This is a genomic window from Caulobacter sp. FG7, assembly GCF_057808875.1.
Genome location: NZ_JBMDIW010000001.1, coordinates 99240 through 121004, shown reverse-complemented (window position 1 = coordinate 121004; position 21765 = coordinate 99240). Strand labels below are relative to the sequence as shown.

18 protein-coding genes and 1 pseudogene are annotated in these 21765 nt (G+C 70.0%); 11 read left to right on the top strand and 8 right to left on the bottom strand.

Going from position 1 to position 21765, the window contains the following annotated elements; genetic code table 11:
* Positions 1–75: 75 nt before the first annotated feature.
* Entirely contained in the window at positions 76–867 is a 792-nt protein-coding gene (locus tag ACODR1_RS00600) for a TerC family protein (protein WP_101716015.1), read from the bottom strand.
* Between the two features lie 117 nt (positions 868–984).
* On the opposite strand from ACODR1_RS00600, the gene ACODR1_RS00595 reads away from it, so the two are divergent.
* From ACODR1_RS00595 to ACODR1_RS00575, 5 genes are all read left to right on the top strand, one after another.
* Positions 985–2082 (top strand): acyltransferase family protein, encoded by a 1098-nt coding sequence (locus ACODR1_RS00595; protein WP_488878714.1) that lies wholly within the window; start codon positions 985–987, stop codon positions 2080–2082.
* Between the two features lie 69 nt (positions 2083–2151).
* A complete protein-coding gene (locus tag ACODR1_RS00590) occupies positions 2152–2838 on the top strand; it encodes a CHAP domain-containing protein (protein WP_101716017.1) in 687 nt (228 codons plus the stop codon).
* Positions 2839–2921: 83 nt separating this feature from the next.
* Positions 2922–3881 carry a magnesium transporter CorA family protein gene (locus tag ACODR1_RS00585; protein ID WP_101716018.1) on the top strand — a complete coding sequence of 320 codons (960 nt, stop codon included), beginning with the start codon at positions 2922–2924 and terminating at the stop codon, positions 3879–3881.
* Between the two features lie 81 nt (positions 3882–3962).
* Entirely contained in the window at positions 3963–5210 is a 1248-nt protein-coding gene (locus tag ACODR1_RS00580) for a pentapeptide repeat-containing protein (protein ID WP_488878713.1), read from the top strand.
* Positions 5211–5284: 74 nt separating this feature from the next.
* Positions 5285–6385, top strand: coding sequence for an SGNH/GDSL hydrolase family protein (locus ACODR1_RS00575; protein ID WP_488878712.1), 1101 nt, complete (start codon positions 5285–5287; stop codon positions 6383–6385).
* 146 nt (positions 6386–6531) lie between these two features.
* Here ACODR1_RS00575 and ACODR1_RS00570 read toward each other — a convergent pair whose 3' ends face one another.
* Positions 6532–7389, bottom strand: a complete 858-nt coding sequence (locus ACODR1_RS00570) for a crotonase/enoyl-CoA hydratase family protein (protein WP_488878711.1) — start codon at positions 7387–7389, stop codon at positions 6532–6534.
* A gap of 124 nt (positions 7390–7513) precedes the next feature.
* Between ACODR1_RS00570 and ACODR1_RS00565 the strand changes: the two genes are divergently transcribed.
* Together ACODR1_RS00565 and ACODR1_RS00560 are read left to right on the top strand one after the other, a co-directional pair.
* Positions 7514–8302 (top strand): SH3 domain-containing protein, encoded by a 789-nt coding sequence (locus tag ACODR1_RS00565; protein ID WP_488878710.1) that lies wholly within the window; start codon positions 7514–7516, stop codon positions 8300–8302.
* A 13-nt stretch (positions 8303–8315) separates the two neighbouring features.
* Positions 8316–8447: pseudogene (locus tag ACODR1_RS00560) on the top strand (hypothetical protein); the annotation flags it as partial.
* Here ACODR1_RS00560 and ACODR1_RS00555 read toward each other — a convergent pair.
* Both ACODR1_RS00555 and ACODR1_RS00550 read right to left on the bottom strand, forming a co-directional pair.
* The gene (locus ACODR1_RS00555; protein WP_488878709.1) at positions 8434–9042 is read right to left on the bottom strand and encodes a class I SAM-dependent methyltransferase; all 609 of its coding nucleotides are present in this window, start codon (positions 9040–9042) and stop codon (positions 8434–8436) included. The pseudogene ACODR1_RS00560 and the gene ACODR1_RS00555 overlap by 14 nt on opposite strands.
* The gene (locus ACODR1_RS00550; protein WP_477029323.1) at positions 9039–9473 is read right to left on the bottom strand and encodes a DUF488 domain-containing protein; all 435 of its coding nucleotides are present in this window, start codon (positions 9471–9473) and stop codon (positions 9039–9041) included. The genes ACODR1_RS00555 and ACODR1_RS00550 overlap by 4 nt, the downstream gene beginning before the upstream one ends.
* Positions 9474–9547: 74 nt before the next feature.
* On the opposite strand from ACODR1_RS00550, the gene ACODR1_RS00545 reads away from it, so the two are divergent.
* Positions 9548–10453 carry an alpha/beta fold hydrolase gene (locus ACODR1_RS00545; protein ID WP_488878708.1) on the top strand — a complete coding sequence of 302 codons (906 nt, stop codon included), beginning with the start codon at positions 9548–9550 and terminating at the stop codon, positions 10451–10453.
* A gap of 193 nt (positions 10454–10646) precedes the next feature.
* Here ACODR1_RS00545 and ACODR1_RS00540 read toward each other — a convergent pair whose 3' ends face one another.
* Together ACODR1_RS00540 and ACODR1_RS00535 are read right to left on the bottom strand one after the other, a co-directional pair.
* Positions 10647–12761 carry a M13 family metallopeptidase gene (locus ACODR1_RS00540; RefSeq protein ID WP_488878707.1) on the bottom strand — a complete coding sequence of 705 codons (2115 nt, stop codon included), beginning with the start codon at positions 12759–12761 and terminating at the stop codon, positions 10647–10649.
* A 132-nt stretch (positions 12762–12893) separates the two neighbouring features.
* On the bottom strand, positions 12894–13370 hold the full coding sequence (locus ACODR1_RS00535; RefSeq protein WP_488878706.1) for a copper chaperone PCu(A)C: 477 nt from the start codon (positions 13368–13370) through the stop codon (positions 12894–12896).
* Positions 13371–13679: 309 nt separating this feature from the next.
* Between ACODR1_RS00535 and ACODR1_RS00530 the strand changes: the two genes are divergently transcribed.
* Complete coding sequence (locus ACODR1_RS00530; RefSeq protein WP_488878705.1) at positions 13680–15242, top strand: MDR family MFS transporter; 1563 nt, start codon at positions 13680–13682, stop codon at positions 15240–15242.
* Between the two features lie 135 nt (positions 15243–15377).
* On the opposite strand, the gene ACODR1_RS00525 is transcribed toward ACODR1_RS00530, so the two are convergent.
* Complete coding sequence (locus ACODR1_RS00525) at positions 15378–17540, bottom strand: primosomal protein N' (protein ID WP_488878704.1); 2163 nt, start codon at positions 17538–17540, stop codon at positions 15378–15380.
* Between the two features lie 145 nt (positions 17541–17685).
* Here ACODR1_RS00525 and ACODR1_RS00520 point away from each other — a divergent pair, with 145 nt between their 5' ends.
* Both ACODR1_RS00520 and ACODR1_RS00515 read left to right on the top strand, forming a co-directional pair.
* On the top strand, positions 17686–18366 hold the full coding sequence (locus tag ACODR1_RS00520) for a DUF484 family protein (protein ID WP_488878703.1): 681 nt from the start codon (positions 17686–17688) through the stop codon (positions 18364–18366).
* A 145-nt stretch (positions 18367–18511) separates the two neighbouring features.
* Complete coding sequence (locus ACODR1_RS00515) at positions 18512–19426, top strand: tyrosine recombinase XerC (RefSeq protein ID WP_488878702.1); 915 nt, start codon at positions 18512–18514, stop codon at positions 19424–19426.
* A 198-nt stretch (positions 19427–19624) separates the two neighbouring features.
* Here the strand turns inward: ACODR1_RS00515 and ACODR1_RS00510 are convergent, their stop codons facing one another.
* Entirely contained in the window at positions 19625–21580 is a 1956-nt protein-coding gene (locus tag ACODR1_RS00510) for a sulfatase-like hydrolase/transferase (RefSeq protein WP_488878701.1), read from the bottom strand.
* Between the last annotated feature and the right edge of the window lie 185 nt (positions 21581–21765).

The window sequence follows — 21765 nt, the reverse complement described above, 5'->3', positions numbered from 1 at the left end:
CTTGGCGCTCTTCGATCCTCCCCTTCTGGGGGAGGTGGCCCGGAGGGCCGGAGAGGGCCGCCCCGTCAGAGGCGACTACTCCTTCTTGTGCTTCCGCTCCGAGGCCCGGCGCGAGAGCATGTTCAGGCCCTCGACGCCGGCCGAGAAGGCCATGGCGGTGTAGATGTAGCCCTTGGGCACGTGCACCCCGAAGCCCTCGGCGATCAGCACGGTGCCGATCATCAAGAGGAAGCCCAGGGCCAGCATGACCACGGTCGGGTTGGCGTTGATGAAGTTGCCCAGCGGGTCGGCGGCCAGCAGCATCACGGTCACGGCGGCGACAACGGCGATGACCATGATCGGCAGATGGTCGGTCATGCCCACGGCGGTCAGGATCGAGTCGATCGAGAACACCAGGTCCAAGAGGATGATCTGGAAGATCGCCGCGCCGACGTTGGAGATCACCACGCCGGTCTTGTCGAGCACGTCGCCGCTCTCGTGCTTGGGATCGACCGTGTGGTGGATCTCCTTGGTGGCCTTCCAGATCAGGAACAGGCCGCCGGCGATCAGGATCAGGTCGCGCCAGGAGAAGGCGGTCTCGAAGGCCGGCTCGCCGTGCGCGCCCAACGGACCCACGATGCCCAGGTTGAAGACCGGTGCGGTCAGGCCGACGATGAAGGCGATGGTCGACAGCAGGGCCAGGCGCATGATCAGCGCCAGCGAGATGCCGATGCGGCGCACGCGCTGGCGGTGCTCTGGCGGCAGCCGGTTCGACAGGATCGAGATGAAGACCAGATTGTCGATCCCGAGCACGATTTCCATGGTCACCAGGGTGACGAGGGCGGCCCAGGCGCCCGGGTCGGTGGCGAGTTGAAGGAGTTCGTTCATGGGTCCCGATTAGGCTGGAGAAGAATTGAGCAGGTCCCAGCCCGCCGCTGAGCCCGCCGCGGCCGCCAAACGGCGGTCGGCGAATTGCGGCGAAACTCGGACACGGAAGAAGCAGATATGCCTGACGCCGCCCATATCAAGCCCCTAACCGCATTGCGGTTTTTCGCCGCCTTCTGGGTGGTGATGTACCACTACTGGCCAAACCTCGCCGTGACCGGTGCGGTTCCCGGCGTGGTGGCCAAGGGCTATCTGGGCGTCGAGGCCTTCTTCATCCTGTCGGGCTTCATCCTCTGCCACGTCTATCTGACGGCCTTCGGCGAGGGGCGGTTCGGCTATGGCGGCTTCCTGTGGAACCGGCTGGCGCGGGTCTATCCGCTGCACCTGTTCACCCTGGCGGGGGTCGGCGCCATGGCCCTCGCGGCCGGGGCCGCCGGCATCGCCGTCGACAAGAACATGCTGGCCTGGGACGCCCTGCCGGCCAATCTGCTGATGGTCCAGGCCTGGGGCTTCGCCCCCGTCTCGGGCTGGAACCACCCCTCGTGGTCGATCTCGGCCGAGTGGTTCGCCTATCTTTCCTTCCCGGCCTTCGCCTTCGTCGCCTGGCGCCTGCGCGAGCGGCCGCTTGTGCTGACCGGCGCGGCCCTGCTGGTGATCGCCGCCCTCTATCCGGCCTTCGAAAAGCTGGCCGGCTTCCCGCTGACCGAGGCGACGATCCGCTGGGGCGCCCTGCGCATCGTGCCGTGCTTCTTCTACGGCTGCGCCCTCTACACCCTGTGGAAGAGCCAGGAGGTCAGCCTGCGCGCGGCGGGAATCGGCGCCGCTTTCGCCGGCCTTCTTCTGCTCGCCACGGTGCAGCTTCAGGCGCCCGATGCGTTGATCGTGACCATTTTGGGCGGATTTATTCTATCCCTGGCGCGCCTGGCCAAGGCCGGTTCGACCTTCGCTACGCAAAGCATGTTCGTGTATTTGGGCGAGATCAGCTACTCGACCTACATGATCTGCATCCCGTGGAAGATCCTGGCGATCAACGGTGCGGCAAAGCTGCTGAACATAGAGGGCGACAAACTGCCGCTGGCCGTCTGGGCGTTAATCGTCGCAGCCTTGATTCCACTGTCGGCCGCTTCCTATCACCTGGTGGAAAAGCCGGCCCGGGACTTCATGAAGTCTATCGCCAAGCGACGCCGTAGCGCGGCGGCAACCGCCACTGTGGCCTAATAAACACTCTTTTCATATTTTTCCGTCAGGGTTATCCCCCTACCCAGTGACGCGGGGGAGTACCCAAGCATGACGAAACGGAAGAGAGCCCTTTGGGGTTCCCTGGCCGCTGCGGCCATGATCAGCCTCGCGCCGATCTCGAGCGCCGTGGCCGACGGGTACTGGCAGTGCGTGCCCTTCGCCCGCCTGATGTCGGGCATCCAGATCTTCGGCGACGCCCGCACCTGGTGGGGCCAGGCCACCGGCAAGTACGAGACCGGTTTCACGCCCAAGGCCGGCGCCGTCCTCTGCTTCAAGCCCACCGGCCGCATGAACCTCGGCCACGTGGCCTTCGTTTCGCAGGTTCTCACCGACCGGGTGATCCAGGTCACCCACGCCAACTGGTCCGTCATGAACGGCGCCCGCGGCCAGGTCGAGAAGGACGTCACCGTCGTCGACGTCTCTCCGGAAGGCGACTGGAGCCAGGTCAAGGTCTGGTACGACCCGATCCGCGACCTGGGCACCACGGTCTATCCGACCCACGGCTTCATCTATCAGAACCAGCAGGCGATCACGATCGCCGCGGCCACCAGCAAGCTGGCGCTTGCCCAGAACGCCGCCGTGTCGCTGGCCAAGCAGGCCGCCAACCAGGTCGCCTCGTCGGTCCGCGCCAACCCGCTGGACATGATCAACCAGGCCGCCGACTCCACCGACCGCATCGCCGCCCTGATCGCCGCCGCCCAAGGCGACGACAAGCCGGCCCAGCAGCAGCGCTGATCTCCACATCGATCGACGCCCAGGTGCGTTGACGCGATCCAAAGCCCCTGCCACACCCGAGAGGTGAAGGTCCGGGTCGATCCATGCTGAGAGTTCTCCGACAAGGCGCCCCGGGCTTCGAACCCGGCGGCCAGACGCCTGACTGGCGGCTGCCGGCCGACGCCGTCTGGATCGAGCTCGTCGACCCTACCCGCGCCGAGGAAGTGGCCGTCGAGCAATCGATCGGCCTCCTGCTGCCCACCCGCGAGGAAATGGCCGAGATCGAGGCCTCCTCGCGCCTCTACCAGGAGGACGGCGGCACATTCATGACCGCCACGATCCTGGTCAACGCCGAGGGCGAGCTGCCCACGGCCGCCCCGGTGACCTTCGTGCTGGCCGGCGACAAGCTGGTGACCATCCGCTACGTCGAGCCGCGCGCCTTCTCGGTGTTCGCCGCCCAGGCCGAGCGCCAGCCCAGCCTGTGCCCGCACGGGCCGCAGACCTTCCTGGGCCTGCTGGACGCCGTGGTCGACCGCACCGCCGACATCCTCGAGCGCACCGCCAGCGAGGTCGAGACCCAGTCGCGGGCCATCTTCGGCCGCCCGCGCGGCGTGGCCTTCGAAAAGATCCTCAGCCGCCTGGGCCGGGCCCAGAACGTCAACGCCAAGGCCCGCGACAGCCTGGTCAGCCTGGCGCGCCTGCTCAGCTTCGCCAGCCTCGCCGAGCAGTTCGAGGGCGACAAGGAACTGCGCGACCACCTCAAGTCGCTGCAGCGAGACGTACAGTCGATCACCGACCATTCCAGCTACCTGTCGGGCAACATCACCTTCCTGCTCGACGCGGCGCTCGGCTTCATCAACATCGAGCAGAACCAGATCTTCAAGATCTTCTCGGTGTTCTCGGTGGTGTTCCTGCCGCCCACCCTGATCGCCGGCATCTACGGGATGAACTTCCTGCACATGCCCGAGCTGGGCTGGAAGGAGGGCTACCCCATGGCGCTCGGCCTGATGCTGATCGCCGCCCTCGCGCCCCTGATCTGGTTCAGGCGAAAGGGCTGGCTGTGACTTGTTTCACAGCCGGAAAACAAACCGTTCCTTAAGCGGAGCTTCGGCATAAATGGCCGGAACGCTTGATAAAAACAAACAATGTCGCCCCTTCCCGCCTCATCGCCGCAGAGCCTGATCCGCAAGGCTCCCGCCGCCGCCGTCAAGGCCGCGGTGGAGGCGCACGGCCGTTACCTGAAGGGCCTGCCGGGCGGGCGGCGCGCGACCCTGGCCTATCTGGACCTGTCGCATTTCGAGCTCGACGGCGCGGACCTTTCCGAGGCCGACCTGACCGGCGCGCTGCTTGCCGGCGCCTCGCTGCGCGGGGCGGTGCTGGATCGGGCGGTGCTGTACGGCGCGGACCTGCGCGACGCCGACCTGCGCGGCGCCCGCCTGACCCGGGTCGACATGCGCGGGGCCTATCTGCGCGGCGCCAACCTGTCGGGCGCGGACCTGTCGGGCTGCGACCTGCGCGAGGGCCTGACCGCCGTTCAGGACGGGGCCGAGGGCTTTCGCCTGCTACGCCACGCCGAGGACGGCGCCGGCCTCGACTACGCCCTGCTGAAGGGCGCCAAGATGAGCGGGGCCCAGATGTCGGGCGCCTTCGCCCGCGCCGCCGACCTGACCGACGCCGACCTGTCGGGCGCCACGCTGTCGGGCGCGCGGCTGAACAACGCCACCATGAACCGGGTCGACATGACCGGCGCCGAGATCTTCGGGGCCGACCTGTCGGGCGCCCTGCTGCGACGGGCGGTGATGACCGGCGTGGACACCTCCGGCGCCAACCTTGAAGACGCCGACCTCGCCGAGGTGCTGCGCGCGCCGCCGCCGCTGATCTATGTCGACGACCAGCCGCTGCACGAACTGCTCGAGGCGCACGAGGCGTTCTGCGCCAGCGGCGGCGCCAAGGGCCGCGCAGCCAACATCCCGCAGGTCGACTTCCGTCCGCTTCGCCGCCTTAAGGGCCGCAAGCTGAGCGGCCTCTCCGCCCCCGGCGCGATCCTCTTCGGCATGGACCTGGAGGGCGTCGAGCTGCAGGGCGCCAACCTGGTCGGCGCCGACCTGCGCGGGGCCAACCTGCGCAAGGCCGACCTGCGCGGCGCGCGCCTGGCCGACGCCGACCTGGCCCGCGCCGACCTGTCGGGCGCCAAGCTGGGCCCGCTGGTGATCGGCGAGGGCCGCGCCCTGCGCGCCGACCTCACCCGCGCCACCCTGCGCGGCGCCAACCTGTCGGGCGCCAGCGCCTCCCGCGCCCGCCTGATCGGCGCGGACCTGTCGCGCGCCAACCTCGCCGGCTGCGACCTGCGCGGCGCCGAACTGCCCGAAGGGTGCGTCCCGCCCAAGGGCTGAGCGAATACCTTTTTCATCTTTCCTTATTGCGTCTAACCGCTACACCGAGCCCTCGCACACTAGGGGAGGGCGCGATGGGACTTCGAGGGCTTCTGACGGCCGCGGCTCTGGCCGCCCTGGTTCCCGTTCTTGCGCTGGCCCAGCCGCGCCTGGCCCCCGCCACTGAAACCGCCGCCCTGACGCCCCTGCCCGCCCTGGCCGGCGGCCGCGTCGTGACCGGTCCCGAAGGCTGGACCTACCAGTGGCCGAGCGCCCGCTTCGAGGCCGCCTTCGCCGGCGAGGCGGTGCTGTTCAAGGTCGGGGCCGGCGACCAGACCCTGCATCTTTCCATCGACGGCGCGCCGGTCGGCCGCCTGGTCAAGCCCGCTCCCGGCCTCTACCGCATCGAGGGCCTGGCCAACGGCCGCCACCTGGTGCGCGCCAGCGTCGTCAACGAGATGCAGGCCGCCCCGGCCCGCTTCGGCGGCTTCTTCCTGGAGGGCGGTCGCGCCCTGCCACTCGCCGCGCCCCGCCGCCAGATCGAGTTCATCGGCGACTCTCACAGCGTCGGCTACGGCGTCGCCTCCGAGGTGCACGCCTGCCCCGGCGACGGCGTGTGGATGACCACCGACAACTCCATCGCCTTCGGGCCGCTGACCGCCCAGCGCTTCGGCGCCGACCGCCAGGTCAACGCCATCTCCGGCCGGGGGATCGTGCGCAATTTCGACGGCATGGGCGGCGATACCCTGCCCCAGGCCTGGCCCAAGGTCCTGCTGGGCGCCGCGCCCGCCTACGCCAACGACGACTGGCGCCCGCAGGTCGTGGTCATCAACCTGGGCACCAACGACTTCTCCACCCCCCTGAAGGCCGGCGAACGATGGGAGGACCGCCAGGCCCTGCGCGACGACTACGTGGCGACCTACGCCCGCTTCGTGGGCGAGGTCCGCGCCCGCCAGCCCCAGGCCTTCGTGATCCTGCTGGCCCCGCCCAGCGCCGAGAACGAGATCGCCGCCCAGGTCGACCGCGTCGCCGAGACCCTCAAGGCCCACGGCGAGACCCGCCTGGCCGTCATCCCGGTGGGCAAGATGGAGCAGACCGCCTGCGACGGACACCCCTCGGCCCGCGACCAGCAGGGCATTTCCGACAAGCTGGCGGCCTTCCTCGACCAACGACCGGAGCTCTGGCAGGGGCGGTGACGGAGATGCTCCCCCTCTGGGGGAGCTGTCGCCGAAGGCGACGGAGGGGGGGTGTGACTGCGAGGGCGAGACGCTCAGCGGAAGCTGAAAACGTCCCCCCTCCGGCCCTGCGGGCCACCTCCCCCAGAGGGGGAGGATCTATTCCCTCAGATCCCCGCCTTGATCGGCGCCAGGTCCGGATAGACCGGCTCGCGCTTGCCGGCCTTGGCGGCGAAGGCCTCGGCCATGTGAGGGCCGGCCAGCATGCCCGACTGCCAGACGGCCAGATAGTCGAGGGTGTCGGCCACCGAGTGGTCGCGGGCGTAGTTGATGACCACCTTGCTGCCGGTCACGGCCAGCGGCGTCTTGGAGGCGATCTCGCGGGCGGTCTCCAGGGCGTGGGCGACCACGGCCTCGTGGCTGTCGAAGACGGCGTTGACCAGGCCTAGCTCCAGCGCCTTGGCCGCCGGCAGCTTGTGGCCGGTATAGGCCAGTTCCTTGACCCAGCCCTCGGGGATCAGCTTGCACAGCCGCGGGAAGGTGCCGACGTCGGCGGTCATGCCGATGTTGATCTCCTGGATCACGAAGTACGCGTCCGAGGTCGCGTAGCGGATGTCGCAGGCGGTGGCGAAGTCGACCGCCCCGCCGATGCAGCCGCCCTGGATGGCCATGATCACCGGCATCCGCGCCCGCTCCAGGCACGAGAAGGTCTCCTGCAGGCCCTTGACCTTGTGGCGGAAGGCCTCGGCGGCCACGTGGCGGTCGACCGGCTCGCCGCCGGTGATGCCCTCGTCGGCGAACACCGAAAGATCCATGCCGGCGCTGAAGTGCTTGCCGGTCGAGGAAATGACGATGGCCCGCACGCCGCCCCGCTGGTCGAGGTCGTTCACGATCGCCGGCAGCTCACGCCAGAACGAACGCGTCATGCTGTTGAAGCTTTCCGCCCTTATCAGCTTCAGGTGAGCGACGCCCGCTTCGACCTCTACCTTAAAGCAGCTATAGTCGGACGGTGTTTCATTACCCATCGTCGCCTCCCTTATCATTGTTCACCTGAACGATAGCACGGGCGGCGGCGGCGACGTCAAATCCGGCGGACGCATCGTCCTTTCTGCAAAGGACGACGATCCGCCCCGCGCAAGGAGCCACGTCATGAGCAAGTCCATCCCCGCCGCCCTGTCGATCGCGGCCCTGCTGGCCACGGGCCTGGCCGCGCCCACCCCCGTCCTGGCCCAAGGCAAGCCGCTGGGCGGCCTGTTCTCGTGCGACGCCGGCGGCGGCAAGCAGGAGGGCGGCGCCCTGATCGGGGCCGGCGTCGGCGCCCTCCTGGGCACCCAGGTGGCCAAGAACGAAAAGGGCCTGGGCGCCCTGGTCGGCGCGGCCGCGGGCGCGGCGGCGGGCTCGTACATCGGCTGCCGCATGCAGTCGACCGACACCGCCCGCGCCCAGGCCGCCACCAAGAAGGCGCTGGAAACCGGCCAGTCGCAGGCCTGGAGCAACCCGCGCACCGGCGCCTCGGGCCGCGTCGACGTGGTGGCCTCCACCTACGGCCCGCCGATCGCCGGCGACCAGCTGCGCTTCGAGCGCAACGTGCGGCAACTCTCCAGCTACGACGCCGTCGGCGCCGACTACACCGTCCGCTCGACCGCCAACCTGCGCGCCGGCCCGTCGACCAGCGAGAGCGTGGTCGGCAAGCTGTCGGCCGGCGAGCGCGTCGAGGTGCTGGGCGGCGTGCCCGGCTCCAACTGGCTGCTGGTCGGCCGCGGCGGCTACGGTACGGGCTATGTGTCGAGCAGCCTGCTGACCGCCAGCGGCTACGGCCCCGAGCCGTCGTGCCGCACCATCGCCGCCTCGATCTCGACCCGCGGCCAGCGCCCGGCCACCGAGCGCTACAACGCCTGCAAGGACGGCCGCGGCGAGTGGCAGCTGACGCAGGTTTAGTGAGCTAGCTCCTCCCCCGCTTGCGGGGGAGGGGGACCGCGAAGCGGTGGAGGGGGCGAGACTGGGCGCCGAGCTCTGTCCCTCGCCCCCTCCGTCACGCTGCGTATCCGCAGCGCGCCACCTCCCCCGTTTCACGGGGGAGGAGCTGGTTTCTCGAAAACTACCCACGTCCAGGTCACCCCCGCCGCCTGGTTGCCGGCCTGCACCGAGGCGGCCTCGACGCGGTGGACCAGCCGCAACCCCGCCGCCTCAGCGAGCCCAACCGTCGCCTCGACGTCCACCGGCCAGACCGGCCGCGACGGCGCGCCGGGGCCGTGGCGCAGCGACATCACCAGCCCCCCGCCGCGCGCCAGCAGCCCGGCCAGCACCGGCATCGCCGCCGCGCGGGCCGGATCGTCCAGGTGCTGCCACACCCCGCTCAGCAGCAACCGGTCGAAGCGCTGTCGCCGCAGGCTGGAAAGCGCGGGCAGGCGGTCGTCGACCCAGGTCAGTCCCGGCCGCAGCGCCCGCCCCGCCTCGCGCAGGGCGGCGACCGGCTCGACGGCGACCACCGCGTGGCCCAGGCCGGCCAGCCAGGCCGCGTCGCGCCCCGTGCCGGCGCCGATGTCGGCGATCCTGGCGGGGGTCTTTGGGATGAAGTCGGCCACCGGCGCATAGAGCCCGGCGGAATCTATGGCCTCGAACCGGTCGACCAGGTCCGCTCCGTCGGCCTGGTAGCCGGCCAGCACCGTCTCGATCACAGGTCCACGACCTCGCACTTGAGCGCCTGGCGGATGCGGTCGGCGACGATGCGGCGGTGGCAGCAGGCCGGGTCGTCCTCATAGCACAGCAGGGCGATGCGCTTTTCTCCGGCCAGTTGCGTGGCCTGGGCCAGGGCCAGCTGGGCCTTCGGCTCTTCCAGGTGGGCGGCGAAGATCGCCCGCATCTCGTCGGTGCGTCCCGCGCGGGCAGCGTCGCGGCCGGCCTTGGGCGTGCCCAGGGGTTGCAGATGCAGGTAGCCGATGCCCTGATCCTGCAGGCTGTTTCCCAGCAGGGTCTTGGAAAAACCGGCCTTGCGCGACGAAGCCACCGCCCGCACGTCGACCACCAATTCCACCCCGGCCGCCTTCAGCCGGTCGATCATGCCGCCTTGAGTGTCGGTCTCGTAGCCGATGGTGGCGAGCGGATTCATCGTCGGCTCCATTGGACGGCGGGGCTGTGGGCGCCTAGGTTAGCGGGAAGAGCCGAAGAAGGAACCTCTGGCCGATGGACGCCGCCGTCTTCCGCGAGCCCAAGCGGCGTTTCATCGCCATCGACAGCCCCGCCGGCGACGGCGAGATGGCGGCGCTGGACTTCGGCCCGGCCAATCGCGCGGTCGACGTCGTCTTCGTGCACGCCAACGGCTTCAACGCCCAGACCTATCGCGCCCTGCTGGCGCCGCTGTCGGCGGGCCTGCGGGTGCTGGCCGTCGACCAGCGCGGACACGGCGACAGCCGCCTGGCCGCCGATCCGAACGATCGCCGCTCGTGGCTCGACCTGCGCGACGACCTGCTGGCCCTGCTGCGCGCGCTCGACCAGGCCCCGGTGGTTCTGGCCGGCCACTCGATGGGGGCCACGGTCAGCCTGCTGGCCGCCGCCCAGGCGCCCGGCAAGGTCTCCAGCCTGGTCCTGCTGGACCCGGTGATCATGCCGCGCCTGGTGGCGCTCTACGCCAAGGCGCCGTGGACCTCGGGCCGCCTGTGGAAGCGCATGCCGATCGCCCAGGCCGCCAGCCGCCGCCGCGAGGTGTTCGACAGCCGCGAGGCCGCCTTCGCCGCCTATCGCGGCCGCGGCGCCTTCAAGACCTGGCCCGAGACCATGCTGGCCGACTATGTCGGCGGCGGCTTCAAGGATCGCCCGGACGGCAAGGTCGAGCTGGCCTGCTCGCCGGCCTGGGAGGCCTCGAACTACGCCGCCCAGGGCCACGATCCTTGGCGGGCGGTCAGCCAGTTCCGGGGCCCGGTGCGGATCCTGGCGGCCGAGACCGGCTCGACCTGCCGCATCGGCGACGGCGCAGCCTTCGCCCGCCGCGGCAAGGCCGTGCGCATCGAGACCCTGGCCGGAACCAGCCACTTCCTGCCGATGGAGCGCCCCGACCTGGTGCGCGAAGCCATCCTCGACGCGGCGACGTAGGGCCAAAGAAAAACCCCGGGGCGGTGAGGCCCGGGGTTTCGCCTGTTCAGATCCTCCCCCTCTGGGGGAGGTGGCCCGAAGGGCCGGAGGGGGGCCGTTCTCAGCTGCCGCTGACATGGCCGGCTTCCCAGCCACGCCCCTCTCCGTCCGCTTCGCGGACACCTCTCCCACAGGGAGAGGGTCTTTACTCAGATCACCAGATCTTCACGCGATCTTCCGGCGCGATGTAGAGCTTGTCGCCCGGCTGGACGTCGTAGGCCTTGTACCAGCCCGGCTGGTTCCGGATGGTGCCGTTGACGCGGTAGTAGGCCGGCGAGTGCGGGTCGCTGGCGATCTGCTGCTTGAGCGCGTCGTCGCGGCTCTTCTGGCGCCACACCTGGGCCCAGCCCAGATAGACCCGCTGGTCGCCGGTGAAGCCGTCCAGCACCGGAGCCGGCTTGCCGTGCAGCGAGGCGTGGTAGGCGTCGAGGCCGAAGGACAGGCCGCCCATGTCGCCGATGTTCTCGCCCATGGTCAGGTCGCCGTTGACGTGCACGCCCGGGAAGGGCTCGAACGCCGAATACTGGGCGCCCAGCTTGGCCTTCTGCACGTCGAACTTGGCGGCGTCTTCCGCCGTCCACCAGTCGCGCAGCACGCCGTCGCCGTCGGACTTGCGGCCCTGGTCGTCGAAGCCGTGGCCGATCTCGTGGCCGATCACGCCGCCGATGCCGCCGTAGTTGACGGCCGGGTCGGCGTCCGGATGGAAGAACGGCGCCTGCAGGATGGCGGCCGGGAACACGATCTCGTTGTTGACCGAGTTGTAGTAGGCGTTGACCGTCTGCGGGGTCATGCCCCACTCGGTCTTGTCGACCGGCTGGTTCAGGCGCTCGACGTCATGGCGCCATTCGAAGGCGCCGGCCCGCAGGGCGTTGCCGTAGGCGTCGTCGGCGCGGATCTCCAGCTTGGAATAGTCGCGCCACTTGTCGGGATAGCCGATCTTGACGGTGAACTTGGCCAGCTTGTCGAGGGCCTTGTCCTTGGTCTCCGGACCCATCCAGTCGAGGCCTTCGATGCGGGCCTTCAGCGCGGTGCGCAGGTTGGCCACCAGGTCGACCATCTTGGCCTTGGAGTCCGGCGGGAAGTATTCGGCCACATAGACCTTGCCGACGCTCTCGCCGAGCATGCCGTTGACCTGGGCGACGCCGCGCTTCCAGCGCGGGCGCTGCTCGGGCTGGCCCGACAGGGTCTTGCCGCGGAATTCGAACGCCGCGTCGGCGAAGCGCTTGGACAGCATGGGCGCGGCGCCGTCGACGACCTTGAACGCCTGCCAGGCCTTCAGGGTGTCGAGCGAGGTGTCGCCATAGACCTTGGCGAACTTCGGGAAGGCCGTGTCGGTGGTCACCACCACGCGGTCGAGCTTGGGCAGCTCGGTGCCGACCAGATAGCGGTTCCAGTCATAGCCGGGGGTCAGGGCCTGAAGCTCGGCCCAGGTCTTGGGGTTGTAGGTCTTGTCGCGGTTGCGGCGCTCGACGCGGGTCCAGCTGGCTTCGGCCAGCTGGGTCTCGAAGGCCACCACGGCCTTGGCGCTCTCGGCCGGATTGGCCCAGCCGACGAAGCCCAGCAGCTTGGCGACATAGGCCTCGTAGGCGGCCTTCTTGTCGGCGAACTTGGCGTCGAGATAATAGTCGCGGTCGGGCAGCGAGAGGCCGCCGGCGCCGGCATAGACGGTGTAGCGGGTGGGGTTCTTGGCGTCGGTCGAGACATAGAGGCTCAGCAGCGAAGCGAAGGCCGTGGTCGGGCTCTTGCCCATCAGGGCGGTGAACTCGTCCTTGGTCTTGACGGCCTTGATCTGCTTCAGCTCGCCGGCGATCGGGGCGGCGTCCAGCTTCTCGATGCGGGCCTCGTCCATGAAGGCCTTGTAGGCCGCGCCGACCTTGACGCTGTCGGCGTCGGTGGTCTTGCCGGCGGCCGCGCCCTCGATGATCGCGCGGGTGCGGGCTTCCGACAGCTCGGCCAGCTTGTCGAAGTTGCCGTAACGCGTGCGGTCCGACGGGATCTGGGTGGTCTCGTCCCACTTGCCGTTGGCGTACTTGTAGAAGTCGTCGCCCGGCTTGACCGACGTGTTCATGCCGGTGAGGTCGAAGCCCCAGGCGCCGTAGCGCGGCGACTCCAGCGAGACGGCCGCGCCGCCGCCTTCGGCGCCCTGCGCGAACAGCGACTGGACGGTGCAGGCGTCGTCGACGCAGGCGTGCTCTTCATGCGCCTGGGCGCCGTAGGCAGAGATCGAGAGGGCGACCGCCGCAGCGGCGCCGAACCAAGCTTTTTTCATCGAAAGGCAGATCCGTTGGAAAACCCGGCGGCAATCTGCGCCGGACAACGGAATTTCCTGCCTTAAAATTCTGTCATGTTTCCACAGGACGGGGCGATGGCCGCTGACGGGCCATCAAAGCGCCACCTTGGGTCAGTGCCGGTGCGGCGGAACGGGCGCGACCGCAGCCGCCGGTTGCGGCGGACCGGTGCGGACCGCCAGCTGCGCCTCGATCCTGCGCCCGCCGTCGAAGGCCAGGGTCAGCGGCAGACGCTCGCCGGGCTTCAGGGGCCGCTTGAGGCCCATGACCATGAAGTGGTTCCCGCCCGGGGCGAAGGCGACCTGGCCGCCCGGCGGGATCACCAGCCCGTGGCTCATGGCCCGCATCGACGAGACGCCGTTCGCTTCCATAGTGCGGTGGACCATCACCTCGCGGGCCAGCGGGCTCGCAGCGCCCGTCAGGGTGATCGGCGCGCGGCCGCGATTGGCCAGCACCATGTAGCCGGCGCTGTTCATGCCGACAGCCGCCACCGGCCGGGCCCAGGCCTGGCGCACGTCGACCTCCACCGCCTTGGGCGCGGCGGCGCAGAGCACGGGGACAAGGGCCAGGAGGGGAGCAAAACGACGCATGGGGCGCTCTCGACGAAACGATCGAAAGACGCCTTACTCCGGTTGGACGCGGGCGGCGAGCGACCTGAGGTTGGATCAAAGATCCTCCCCCTCTGGGGGAGGTGGCCGGAGGGCCGGAGGGGGGCCGTTTTCAGCTTCCCAAACGCCGACAGCCCCTGCCCCTACTCCCCCCCTCCGTCGGCTTCGCCGACACCTCCCCCACAGGGGGAGGATCGCTGAACAACCGCTCTTCGACCTCTCGCGCATCGCTTCTGCCCTGCATCCGGCGAACCGTGCTAGGCGGGGCGTCCACGCTGCACGGACCACCGCATGACCGGCCAATTCACCGACGCCGAACGCCGCACCACCCTGGCCGGCCTGATGATCGTCTTCCTGCTCAGCGCGCTCGACCAGACCATCGTCTCCACCGCCATGCCGCGGATCATCTCCGAACTGCACGGCCTGACGCTCTATAGCTGGGTGACCACCGCCTACCTGCTGAGCTCGACGGTGATGGTGCCGATCTGGGGCAAGCTGGGCGATATCTACGGGCGCAAGCCCGTCCTGGTCGTCGGCATCTCGATCTTCATGGTCGGCTCGTGGCTGTCTGGGGTGTCGGGCGAGTTCGGCACGATCGCCGGCATGAGCGGCATGGTGCAGTTGATCGTCTTCCGCGCCCTGCAGGGGATCGGCGGCGGCGCCCTGTTCACCACCGCCTTCGCGATCATCGCCGACCTCTATCCGCCGCGCGAGCGGGGCAAGTTCGCCGGCATCTTCGGTTCGGTGTTCGGGCTTTCCAGCGTGCTGGGCCCGCTGATCGGCGGCTATTTCACCGACCACGGCACGATCACCCTGGCCGGCCACGTCGTCGCCGGCTGGCGCTGGGTGTTCTACGTCAACCTGCCGCTGTGCCTGCTGTCGCTGTTCATGATCCTGGTGAAGATGCCGGCCTTGCCCCACCAGCGCTCGGGCTCGATCGACTTCCTGGGCGCGGCCCTGCTGATCGCCGCCTTCGTGCCGCTGCTGCTGGCGCTGAGCCTCGGCGGCCACGACATCGCCTGGGCCTCGCCCCAGAGCATCGGCCTGTTCGTCGGCGCGGCCGTGGCCCTGGCCCTCTTCGTCTATGTCGAGAGCAAGGTCTCCAACCCGATCCTGCCGCTGCGGCTGTTCGCCAACCGCACCTTCGTGACCGCCAACCTTGCCGCCTTCCTGATCTCCATGGCCTTCATGGGGGTGGCGGTGTTCCTGCCGCTCTACATGCAGCTGGGCCTGGGCGTCGACGCCACCACCTCGGGCCTGGCCATGCTGCCGCTGATGGGCGGGATGATCGTCGGCTCGTCGGTGTCGGGCGTGCTGGTCACCCGCACCGGCAAGTATAAGCCGTTCATGCTGGGCGGCGCGGTGCTGCTGCTGATCGGCGTGCTGCCGATGACCCATCTGGCGAGCCTCAGCCTTGGCCTGCTGTGCGGCCTGCTGCTGGTGGTCGGGATCGGCCTGGGCCCCAACCACAGCCTGTTCAACCTGGCCTCCCAGAACGCGGTGACCCCGCGCGACATCGGCGTGGCCACCAGCTCCAACCAGTTCTTCCGCCAGATCGGCTCGACGGTGGGCGTGGCCGTGGCCGGCGCCCTCCTGACCACGCAGCTGGCCAATTACGGCGGCGGCAAACTTGACCTCGGCGCCCTGCAGGGCATGGCCCTGGAAACCGGCGTCGCCGGCGGCCACCGCGACCCGGCCCTGGGCCAGGCCCTGTCGTTCGCCGTCAGCGGCGTGATGCAGGCGGCCCTGGCGGTGATCGTGCTGGGCGTGATCGTGATCTTCTTCGTCCCGGCGCTGCCGCTGCGCTCGCGCATGCCGACGCAGGAGCCGGTGCTCGAGAAGGAACCGGCCTAAAGGCCCCTCTCCCTGTGGGAGAGGTGTCGGCGAAGCCGACGGAGAGGGGAGTGGCTGCGAAATCGGCCACGCTCAGCGGCGGCTGAAAACGTCCCCCCTCCGGCCCTTCGGGCCACCTCCCCCACAGGGGGAGGATCAGAGAAACGAATACGGGTCGATGTCGATCGTCACCCGCACGGAGTTGGGAACCTTGGCCCGCGCCCGCCACGCGGCCATGAAGCCCGGCAGGTCGACATTGCGGCCGGCCCGCACCAGGAACCGCTTGCGCCGCCGGCCGCGCACCAGGCCCAGCGGCGCATCGGCGGGGCCGTAGACCTCCACTCCCTCGGCATTGGGCGTCGCCGCGGCCAGGGCCTGGACATAGGCCTCCAATGCCTCGGCGTCGGGACCCGAGGCGATCACGGCGGCCAGGCGGCCGAACGGCGGCAGGCCGGCCTCCTCGCGCATGGCCATCTCGGCCTCGACGAAGGCGTCGCGGTCCTGGGCCTTCAGCGCCTGCAGCACGGCGTGCTCGGGCGAATAGGTCTGCAGATAGGCGCGGCCCGGCTTCTCGTGGCGGCCGGCGCGGCCCGTCGCTTGTGCAAGGAGCTGGAAGGTCCGCTCGCCGGCCCTAAGATCCCCGCCGCGCAAGGAAAGGTCGGCGTCGATGACGCCCACCAGGGTCAGGTTGGGGAAGTTGTGGCCCTTCGCGGCCGCCTGGGTGGCGACGAGAATGTCGATCTCGCCGGCCGCCATCGAATCGACCAGGGCCCGCGCGCCGGCCGGATCGAACACCGTGTCCGACGAGAAGACGGCGATGCGGGCGTCGGGGAACAGGTAGCGCGCCTCTTCCTCCACGCGCTCCACGCCGGGGCCGATCGAAACCAGGCTGTCCTTGGCCCCGCAGTGCGGGCAGGCCTCGGGCTTCTTCATCGAAAAGCCGGTCAGGTGGCAGACCAGGCGCCCGGTATAGCGGTGCTCGACCAGCCAGCTGTCGCTGTCGGGCGACTTCAGCTTCTCGCCGCAGGCCCGACACAGCACCAGCGGCGCATAGCCCCGGCGATTGAGGAAGAGCAACGACTGCTCGCCCTTCTGCAGGGTCAGCGACACGGCCTTGACCAGGGTCGGCGACAGCCAGCGGCCGGGCTCGGGCGGGGTGGCCCGCATGTCGATCAGGTGCACGTCGGGCAGCTGCGCCGTCCCGTGGCGCGCGCCCAGCCGCAGCCAGCGATAGCGGCCCTGGTGGGCGTTCCACAGGCTTTCCAGCGACGGCGTGGCGCTGGCCAGCACCACCAGCGCGCCCTCGATCTTGGCCCTCGCCACCGCCAGGTCGCGGGCCTGGTAGATGAAGCCCTCCTCCTGCTTGAACGAGCCGTCGTGCTCTTCGTCGACGACGATCAGCTTGAGGTTGGTAAACGGCAGGAACAGCGCCGAGCGGGCCCCGACCACGATGCGGGCGCGGCCGTCGGCCACGGCTTCCCAGGCGCGGCGGCGGCGCGGCGGCGAGACGCCCGAGTGCCACTCGATCGGCGCGGCCCCGAACCGCTGCTCGAAGCGGCCCATCACGGCCTGGGTCAGCGCGATCTCGGGCAACAGCACCAGGACCTGGGCGGCCGGATCGGCCTCCAGCGCCGCGGCGGCGACCTCGAGATAGACTTCCGTCTTGCCCGAGCCGGTGACGCCGTCCAGCAGCGCGGCCTGGAAGCCGCCGGCCGCCAGCATGTCGGCCATCTCGTCGGCCGCGGCCTTTTGACTCGGGTTCAGGGTCTGGGCCGGCAGGGAGAGGTCGGGCTGGGCCACGCTGTCGTCGGCGGCGACCAGGACGGGTTCGAGCGCGCCCTCGTCGACCAGGCCCTTGACCACCCCGGCCGATACGCCGGCCTGGCGGGCCAGTTCGGCGGCGCTCAGCGGACCGGCTTGCGCCGCCGACAGCACCTTCAGCCGGGCCGGCGTCATGCGGGCGGGCTGCACGCCGGTCAGGGCCACGGCCTTCTCGGGCTTGGCGGGCGGGTGGCGCAGGCCGCGCAGCGCCATGGCCAGCGGCCAGCCGGGCACGTCGACGCTGTAGCGCGCGGCCCATTCGACGAAGGTGATGACATTGGCGGGCAGGCGCGGATCGTCCACCCGAGCCAGAACCGGCTTGAGGCGGCGGTTGCCGCCGACCCCGTCGCGCAGGGCGGTGACCACGCCGCGCACGGTGCGGGGGCCCAGCGGCACCGACACGTGGTCGCCGACGACCAGCTCCAGGCCCTCCGGCTCGGCGTAGTCGAAGGCCTCGGGCAGCGGCATGGGCAGCAGGACGGAGGCGATGCGCGGCATGAGACCCGCCTTCTGCAACGGAAACGTCGCCGCGTCGAGGCGCCTGACGAGTGAAGGCCAACGCTGTCATCAAGCCGGCGTTAACCGAAACAGGGCTTCATCGGCCTCGCCTGAAGCGTGCAGGCGGTCGTTGTTGTGAGGGGTCATGAGCGAATCCAGCCAGGCTATGGTCCAGCCGCAGATCGATCCCGATCTGGTCCGCGACTTTCTGCGTGAGCAGCCCGACGTGCTGCGCGAGGACACCGACCTGCTGAGCGACCTTGGGCTCAAGCTCGACACCGGCAACGTCGTCGAATTCGGCCACGTGGCCATCGCCCGCGCCGCCGCCGCCCGCGAGCGCGAGGCCGAGGTGCGCAAGACCATCGAGGACACGGCCCGCGCCAACATGTCGGCCCAGGCCCAGGTGCACGCCGCGGTCATCGACCTGCTCGACGCGCGCAACCACTCCGATCTGGCCCGCCGCGTCGACGAGATGGCCGCCCTGCGCTTCAGCCTGGCCGCCGGCACGGTGGCCCTGGAAGGCCCCGCCCGGGTGCCGGCCGGCTGGCATGTTCTGGTCGACGGCCAGGTCGACATGCTGATGGGCGACCACGGCGTGGCCCGCATGGGCTTCTTCGCCCCGGCGCTGGGCCTGTTCGGCGACAAGCTCGACACCATCCGCAGCATGGCCCTGGTCCGCATGGCCCTGTGGGAGCCCTCGCGCCAGGGCGTCCTGGCCTTCGGCTCCACCGACCCCGAAGCCTTCACCCCCGACATGGGCTCCGACCTCGTGGCCTTCCTGGCCCGTGTCGTCGAGCGCACGGCCGAACGTTGGCCGGTTCCTTGATCCAGATCCTCCCCCTTTGGGGGAGGTGGCCCAGAGGGCCGGAGGGGGGGCGGTTTCAGCTGCCTAGGCACTGGACGTCCTGCCCCCACTCCCCCCTCCGTCGCCTTCGGCGACACCTCCCCCAGAGGGGGAGGATCTTCCAGCCATGACCGCCCGCGAAGCCCTGGCCGCGTGGCTAACCCACCTGGCCGACGAGCGCCGCGCCTCGCCGCGCACCGTGCGGGCCTATGGCGACAACGTGCTGGCCTATCTGAACTTCATCGAGGGCCATAACGGCGGCGCCCTGTCGCTGAAGGATCTCGGCGCGGTCTCGGCCGCCGACCTTCGGGCCTATCTGGCCTTCCGGCGCGCGGGCGATCATCCGCTGTCGCCGCGCTCGGTCAGCCAGTCGCTATCCTCGATCCGCGCCTTCCACCGCTTTCTCGACGCGCGCCTTGGAACGCCCAACGCCGCCATCGGCCTGGTGCGCGGCCCGCGCATCAAGATCGGCGCGCCTCGTCCGGTCTCCGAGGACCAGGCGCGCGGCCTGCTGGCCGAGATCGCGCTCGATCCCGACCGCGACGAATGGGAGGCCGCCCGCGACGAGGCGGTGCTGACCTTGCTGTGGGGCTGCGGCCTGCGGATCTCGGAAGGCCTGTCCCTGACCCGGGCCCACGCGCCGCTGGCCGAGACGCTGCGCATCACCGGCAAGGGCGGCAAGACCCGGATCGTGCCGGTGCTCGACGCCGTGCGCACGGCGGTCGACGCCTATCTGGCGGCCCTGCCCTTCGTGCTGGCGCCGGAAGAGCCGCTGTTTCGCGCCAAGCGCGGCGGGCCGCTGTCGCCGCGCCACGTGCAGGCGGCCATGCAGGTGCTGCGCGGGCGCCTTGGCCTGTCCGACCGCGCCACGCCCCACGCCCTGCGCCACAGCTTCGCCACTCACCTCTTGGGCGCCGGCGCCGACCTGCGCTCGATCCAGGACCTGCTGGGCCACGCCTCGCTGTCGACGACCCAGCGCTACACCCAGGTCGACGCCGAGGGCCTACTGGCGGCGTATGGCAAGGCGCATCCGCGGGCGTAAGCGCCCCCTCTCCCCCTAGCTCCCCCCAATCCGTCATCCCGGCCGAAGCGCAGCGAAGAGCCGGGACCCAGGGGCCGACGCAATGCATCAGCCAGCGCTGGAGCGCGAACCCAACCACGGAGCCCAGCCCCCTGGGTCCCGGATAAGCCCTTCGGGCTTTCCGGGATGACGAGATTTGAGGGAAGTGGAAAAGCGCCCTCAGCTCAGATCCCGCTCCTCCAGCGCCGCCAGCAGCGCCGCCAGCCTGTCCACCTCCGGCTGCAGCGCCGGGTCCAGCCGCGCCTTGGGCGGATCGGCCTGGACGTAGACGAGGTTCACCGTCTCGTTGGGATCGGCGACCAGGTCATACATCTCCCACTCCTGGCCCACGCGGCCCGACGGGTCGAAATAGCGGGTCAGCTTGTGGGTCAGGGTGCGCACCGAGCGCACGTGGTTGGGCTGGCGCACCGAGCCGGGGGCGATGTCGACGGGGGCGCGCACGGGATTGCCCTTGCGCACCTTCTCGACCGCCGCGTCGAACACCGCGTACTCCTTCTCGCACTTGGTGTTGTGCGGATTGTTCAGCGGGGCCAAGGGGGCGGTGATCTCGTCGTCGGTGATGAAGAGCACGCCCTGGCGGTCGCTGCCGTCCGGCTCGATCACCCGGTCGGTCTCGCCCCGGATCAGCGGGGCCAGGTTGGCGCCCGGCAGCGGCGGGACGGGCCGGGTCTTGGCGAGCACGCCGGCGATGGCGTCGCGCTCGGCCTCGGCGACGCCGGCCAGGCCCAGTATGGTCGGCACGATGTCGGCGTGGCTGGTCAGGGCCTGCTTGGCCAGCGGAACGCCTTCCGGCAGACCTTCGGGCGCCAGGCCCGGCGGGAAGCGCACGACCACCGGCACGTGCAGCACCTCCTGATAGGCGGTGTGCCACTTCTCCAGCATCATGCCGTGGGCGCCGGCCATCTCGCCGTGGTCGGTGAGGAAGACGACGATGGTGTTGTCGGCCTGGCCCGTAGCCTCCAGCGTCTCCAGCACGGCGGCGATGTGCACGTCGACCACGCTGTGCAGCCAGCCATAGAGCTGGACGAAGGCCTCGACCCCGCCGCGCGGGTCGCTGGTCAGCTGGAACGGGATCGGCCCCTGCAGGGCGATGTCGGCGGCCGCCTCCAGCGCCTTGTCGGTCTCGGTGATCCCCATGCCGCGCGCGACGTTGAAGCCGGTCTTGGAATTGAGGGCCAGGCCCATCTTCCAGGCGTAGTCGTGCTGGGCCGAGGGCTTGGTCGACAGGTCCTCGTCCCAGGTCGGCGGCACGTGCCCGCACTCCTGGGAAAAGCCGCCGGGATTGAGCCGGACGGTCGCCGTGCCCGCCGTCGGCGGCGGGGAGCGCTGGCCCTGCAGGGGCACGGTCAGCGGCTGGAAGATGCCCTGCACGCCGCTGTCGTCGGGCTTGGGCAGGGCCTGGCCGATCACCGCCGGATAGGTGGCGATGTCGTGGGGGTTGGTGAACGAGGCGACCGCGAACCACGGCTTGAGGTTTTCCGGATCGGGACCCGAGGCGTAGGGGTCGTGAGACTGGGCGGTGGCGCTGGCGCGATCGTAGTTCACCGCCAGGGCCTGGCGGCGGATGAAGGCGCAGGCGGTGTCGGAGAAGCCGGCGTCGCGATAGAGGCCCAGATTGTTGATCGCCGCGCCGTGCGGCTCGGGCCAGCTCTCTTCCCAGTCGTCGAAGCCGTAGTCCTCCAGCGTGTGGCGGACCGGGTCGCTGACGTGCCACTTGCCGAAATAGTGCGTGGTGTAGCCGGCCTCGCGCATCCAGTTGCCCAGGGTCGGGATGCCGCCCTGCGCCAGCCACGGGAAGTTGGGCGAATCCCCGCTCTTGAACAGGCCGTCGGTCTGGGTGACGCCGGTGCGCGTGCCGTACTGGCCGGTATAGATCACCGTGCGGCTGGGCGTGCAGGCGCTGGCGGCGATGGTGTGGTTGGCCAGCAGCACGGCGTTGTCGCGCAGGGCCGCAAGCCCCGGGAAGTGCTGGATGTAGTCGTTCCCCGGCTTCAGCGGCTGGAAGCCCAGCACGTCCTTCAGCCCTTCGGCCAGGCCATGGGCGGCGCCGTAGGAGAAGCGCGGAAAGCGATACTGGTCGCAGGTGATCAAGAGAATGTTGGGTCGCTTGGTCATGTCGGCCTCCCCTCGGGCGATTGTCGGCCCCGAAAGTCGGGAAGCTGACGCCGAAGTTGTGACACGACTGTGCTCGCCTTCACAGAACGCCGGTTTCACCCATGCCTCGCCGGCCGCAGAAACCGCCGTTCGCCCTGCGACAAGGAGTCGCGCGAGTTGGTGAAAACGCCGCGCTTAACCACGCT

Excerpts from the sequence above, each read along its gene's own strand:
- ACODR1_RS00540 (WP_488878707.1), bottom strand. The coding sequence starts at position 12,761 with ATGAAAAAAGCTTGGTTCGGCGCCGCTGCGGCGGTCGCCCTCTCGATC.
- ACODR1_RS00545 (WP_488878708.1), top strand. The coding sequence starts at position 9,548 with ATGGACGCCGCCGTCTTCCGCGAGCCCAAGCGGCGTTTCATCGCCATC.
- ACODR1_RS00595 (WP_488878714.1), top strand. The coding sequence starts at position 985 with ATGCCTGACGCCGCCCATATCAAGCCCCTAACCGCATTGCGGTTTTTC.
- ACODR1_RS00550 (WP_477029323.1), bottom strand. The coding sequence starts at position 9,473 with ATGAATCCGCTCGCCACCATCGGCTACGAGACCGACACTCAAGGCGGC.
- ACODR1_RS00575 (WP_488878712.1), top strand. The coding sequence starts at position 5,285 with ATGGGACTTCGAGGGCTTCTGACGGCCGCGGCTCTGGCCGCCCTGGTT.
- ACODR1_RS00580 (WP_488878713.1), top strand. The coding sequence starts at position 3,963 with ATGTCGCCCCTTCCCGCCTCATCGCCGCAGAGCCTGATCCGCAAGGCT.
- ACODR1_RS00585 (WP_101716018.1), top strand. The coding sequence starts at position 2,922 with ATGCTGAGAGTTCTCCGACAAGGCGCCCCGGGCTTCGAACCCGGCGGC.
- ACODR1_RS00535 (WP_488878706.1), bottom strand. The coding sequence starts at position 13,370 with ATGCGTCGTTTTGCTCCCCTCCTGGCCCTTGTCCCCGTGCTCTGCGCC.
- ACODR1_RS00565 (WP_488878710.1), top strand. The coding sequence starts at position 7,514 with ATGAGCAAGTCCATCCCCGCCGCCCTGTCGATCGCGGCCCTGCTGGCC.
- ACODR1_RS00530 (WP_488878705.1), top strand. The coding sequence starts at position 13,680 with ATGACCGGCCAATTCACCGACGCCGAACGCCGCACCACCCTGGCCGGC.
- ACODR1_RS00510 (WP_488878701.1), bottom strand. The coding sequence starts at position 21,580 with ATGACCAAGCGACCCAACATTCTCTTGATCACCTGCGACCAGTATCGC.
- ACODR1_RS00515 (WP_488878702.1), top strand. The coding sequence starts at position 18,512 with ATGACCGCCCGCGAAGCCCTGGCCGCGTGGCTAACCCACCTGGCCGAC.
- ACODR1_RS00570 (WP_488878711.1), bottom strand. The coding sequence starts at position 7,389 with ATGGGTAATGAAACACCGTCCGACTATAGCTGCTTTAAGGTAGAGGTC.
- ACODR1_RS00525 (WP_488878704.1), bottom strand. The coding sequence starts at position 17,540 with ATGCCGCGCATCGCCTCCGTCCTGCTGCCCATGCCGCTGCCCGAGGCC.
- ACODR1_RS00590 (WP_101716017.1), top strand. The coding sequence starts at position 2,152 with ATGACGAAACGGAAGAGAGCCCTTTGGGGTTCCCTGGCCGCTGCGGCC.
- ACODR1_RS00600 (WP_101716015.1), bottom strand. The coding sequence starts at position 867 with ATGAACGAACTCCTTCAACTCGCCACCGACCCGGGCGCCTGGGCCGCC.
- ACODR1_RS00520 (WP_488878703.1), top strand. The coding sequence starts at position 17,686 with ATGAGCGAATCCAGCCAGGCTATGGTCCAGCCGCAGATCGATCCCGAT.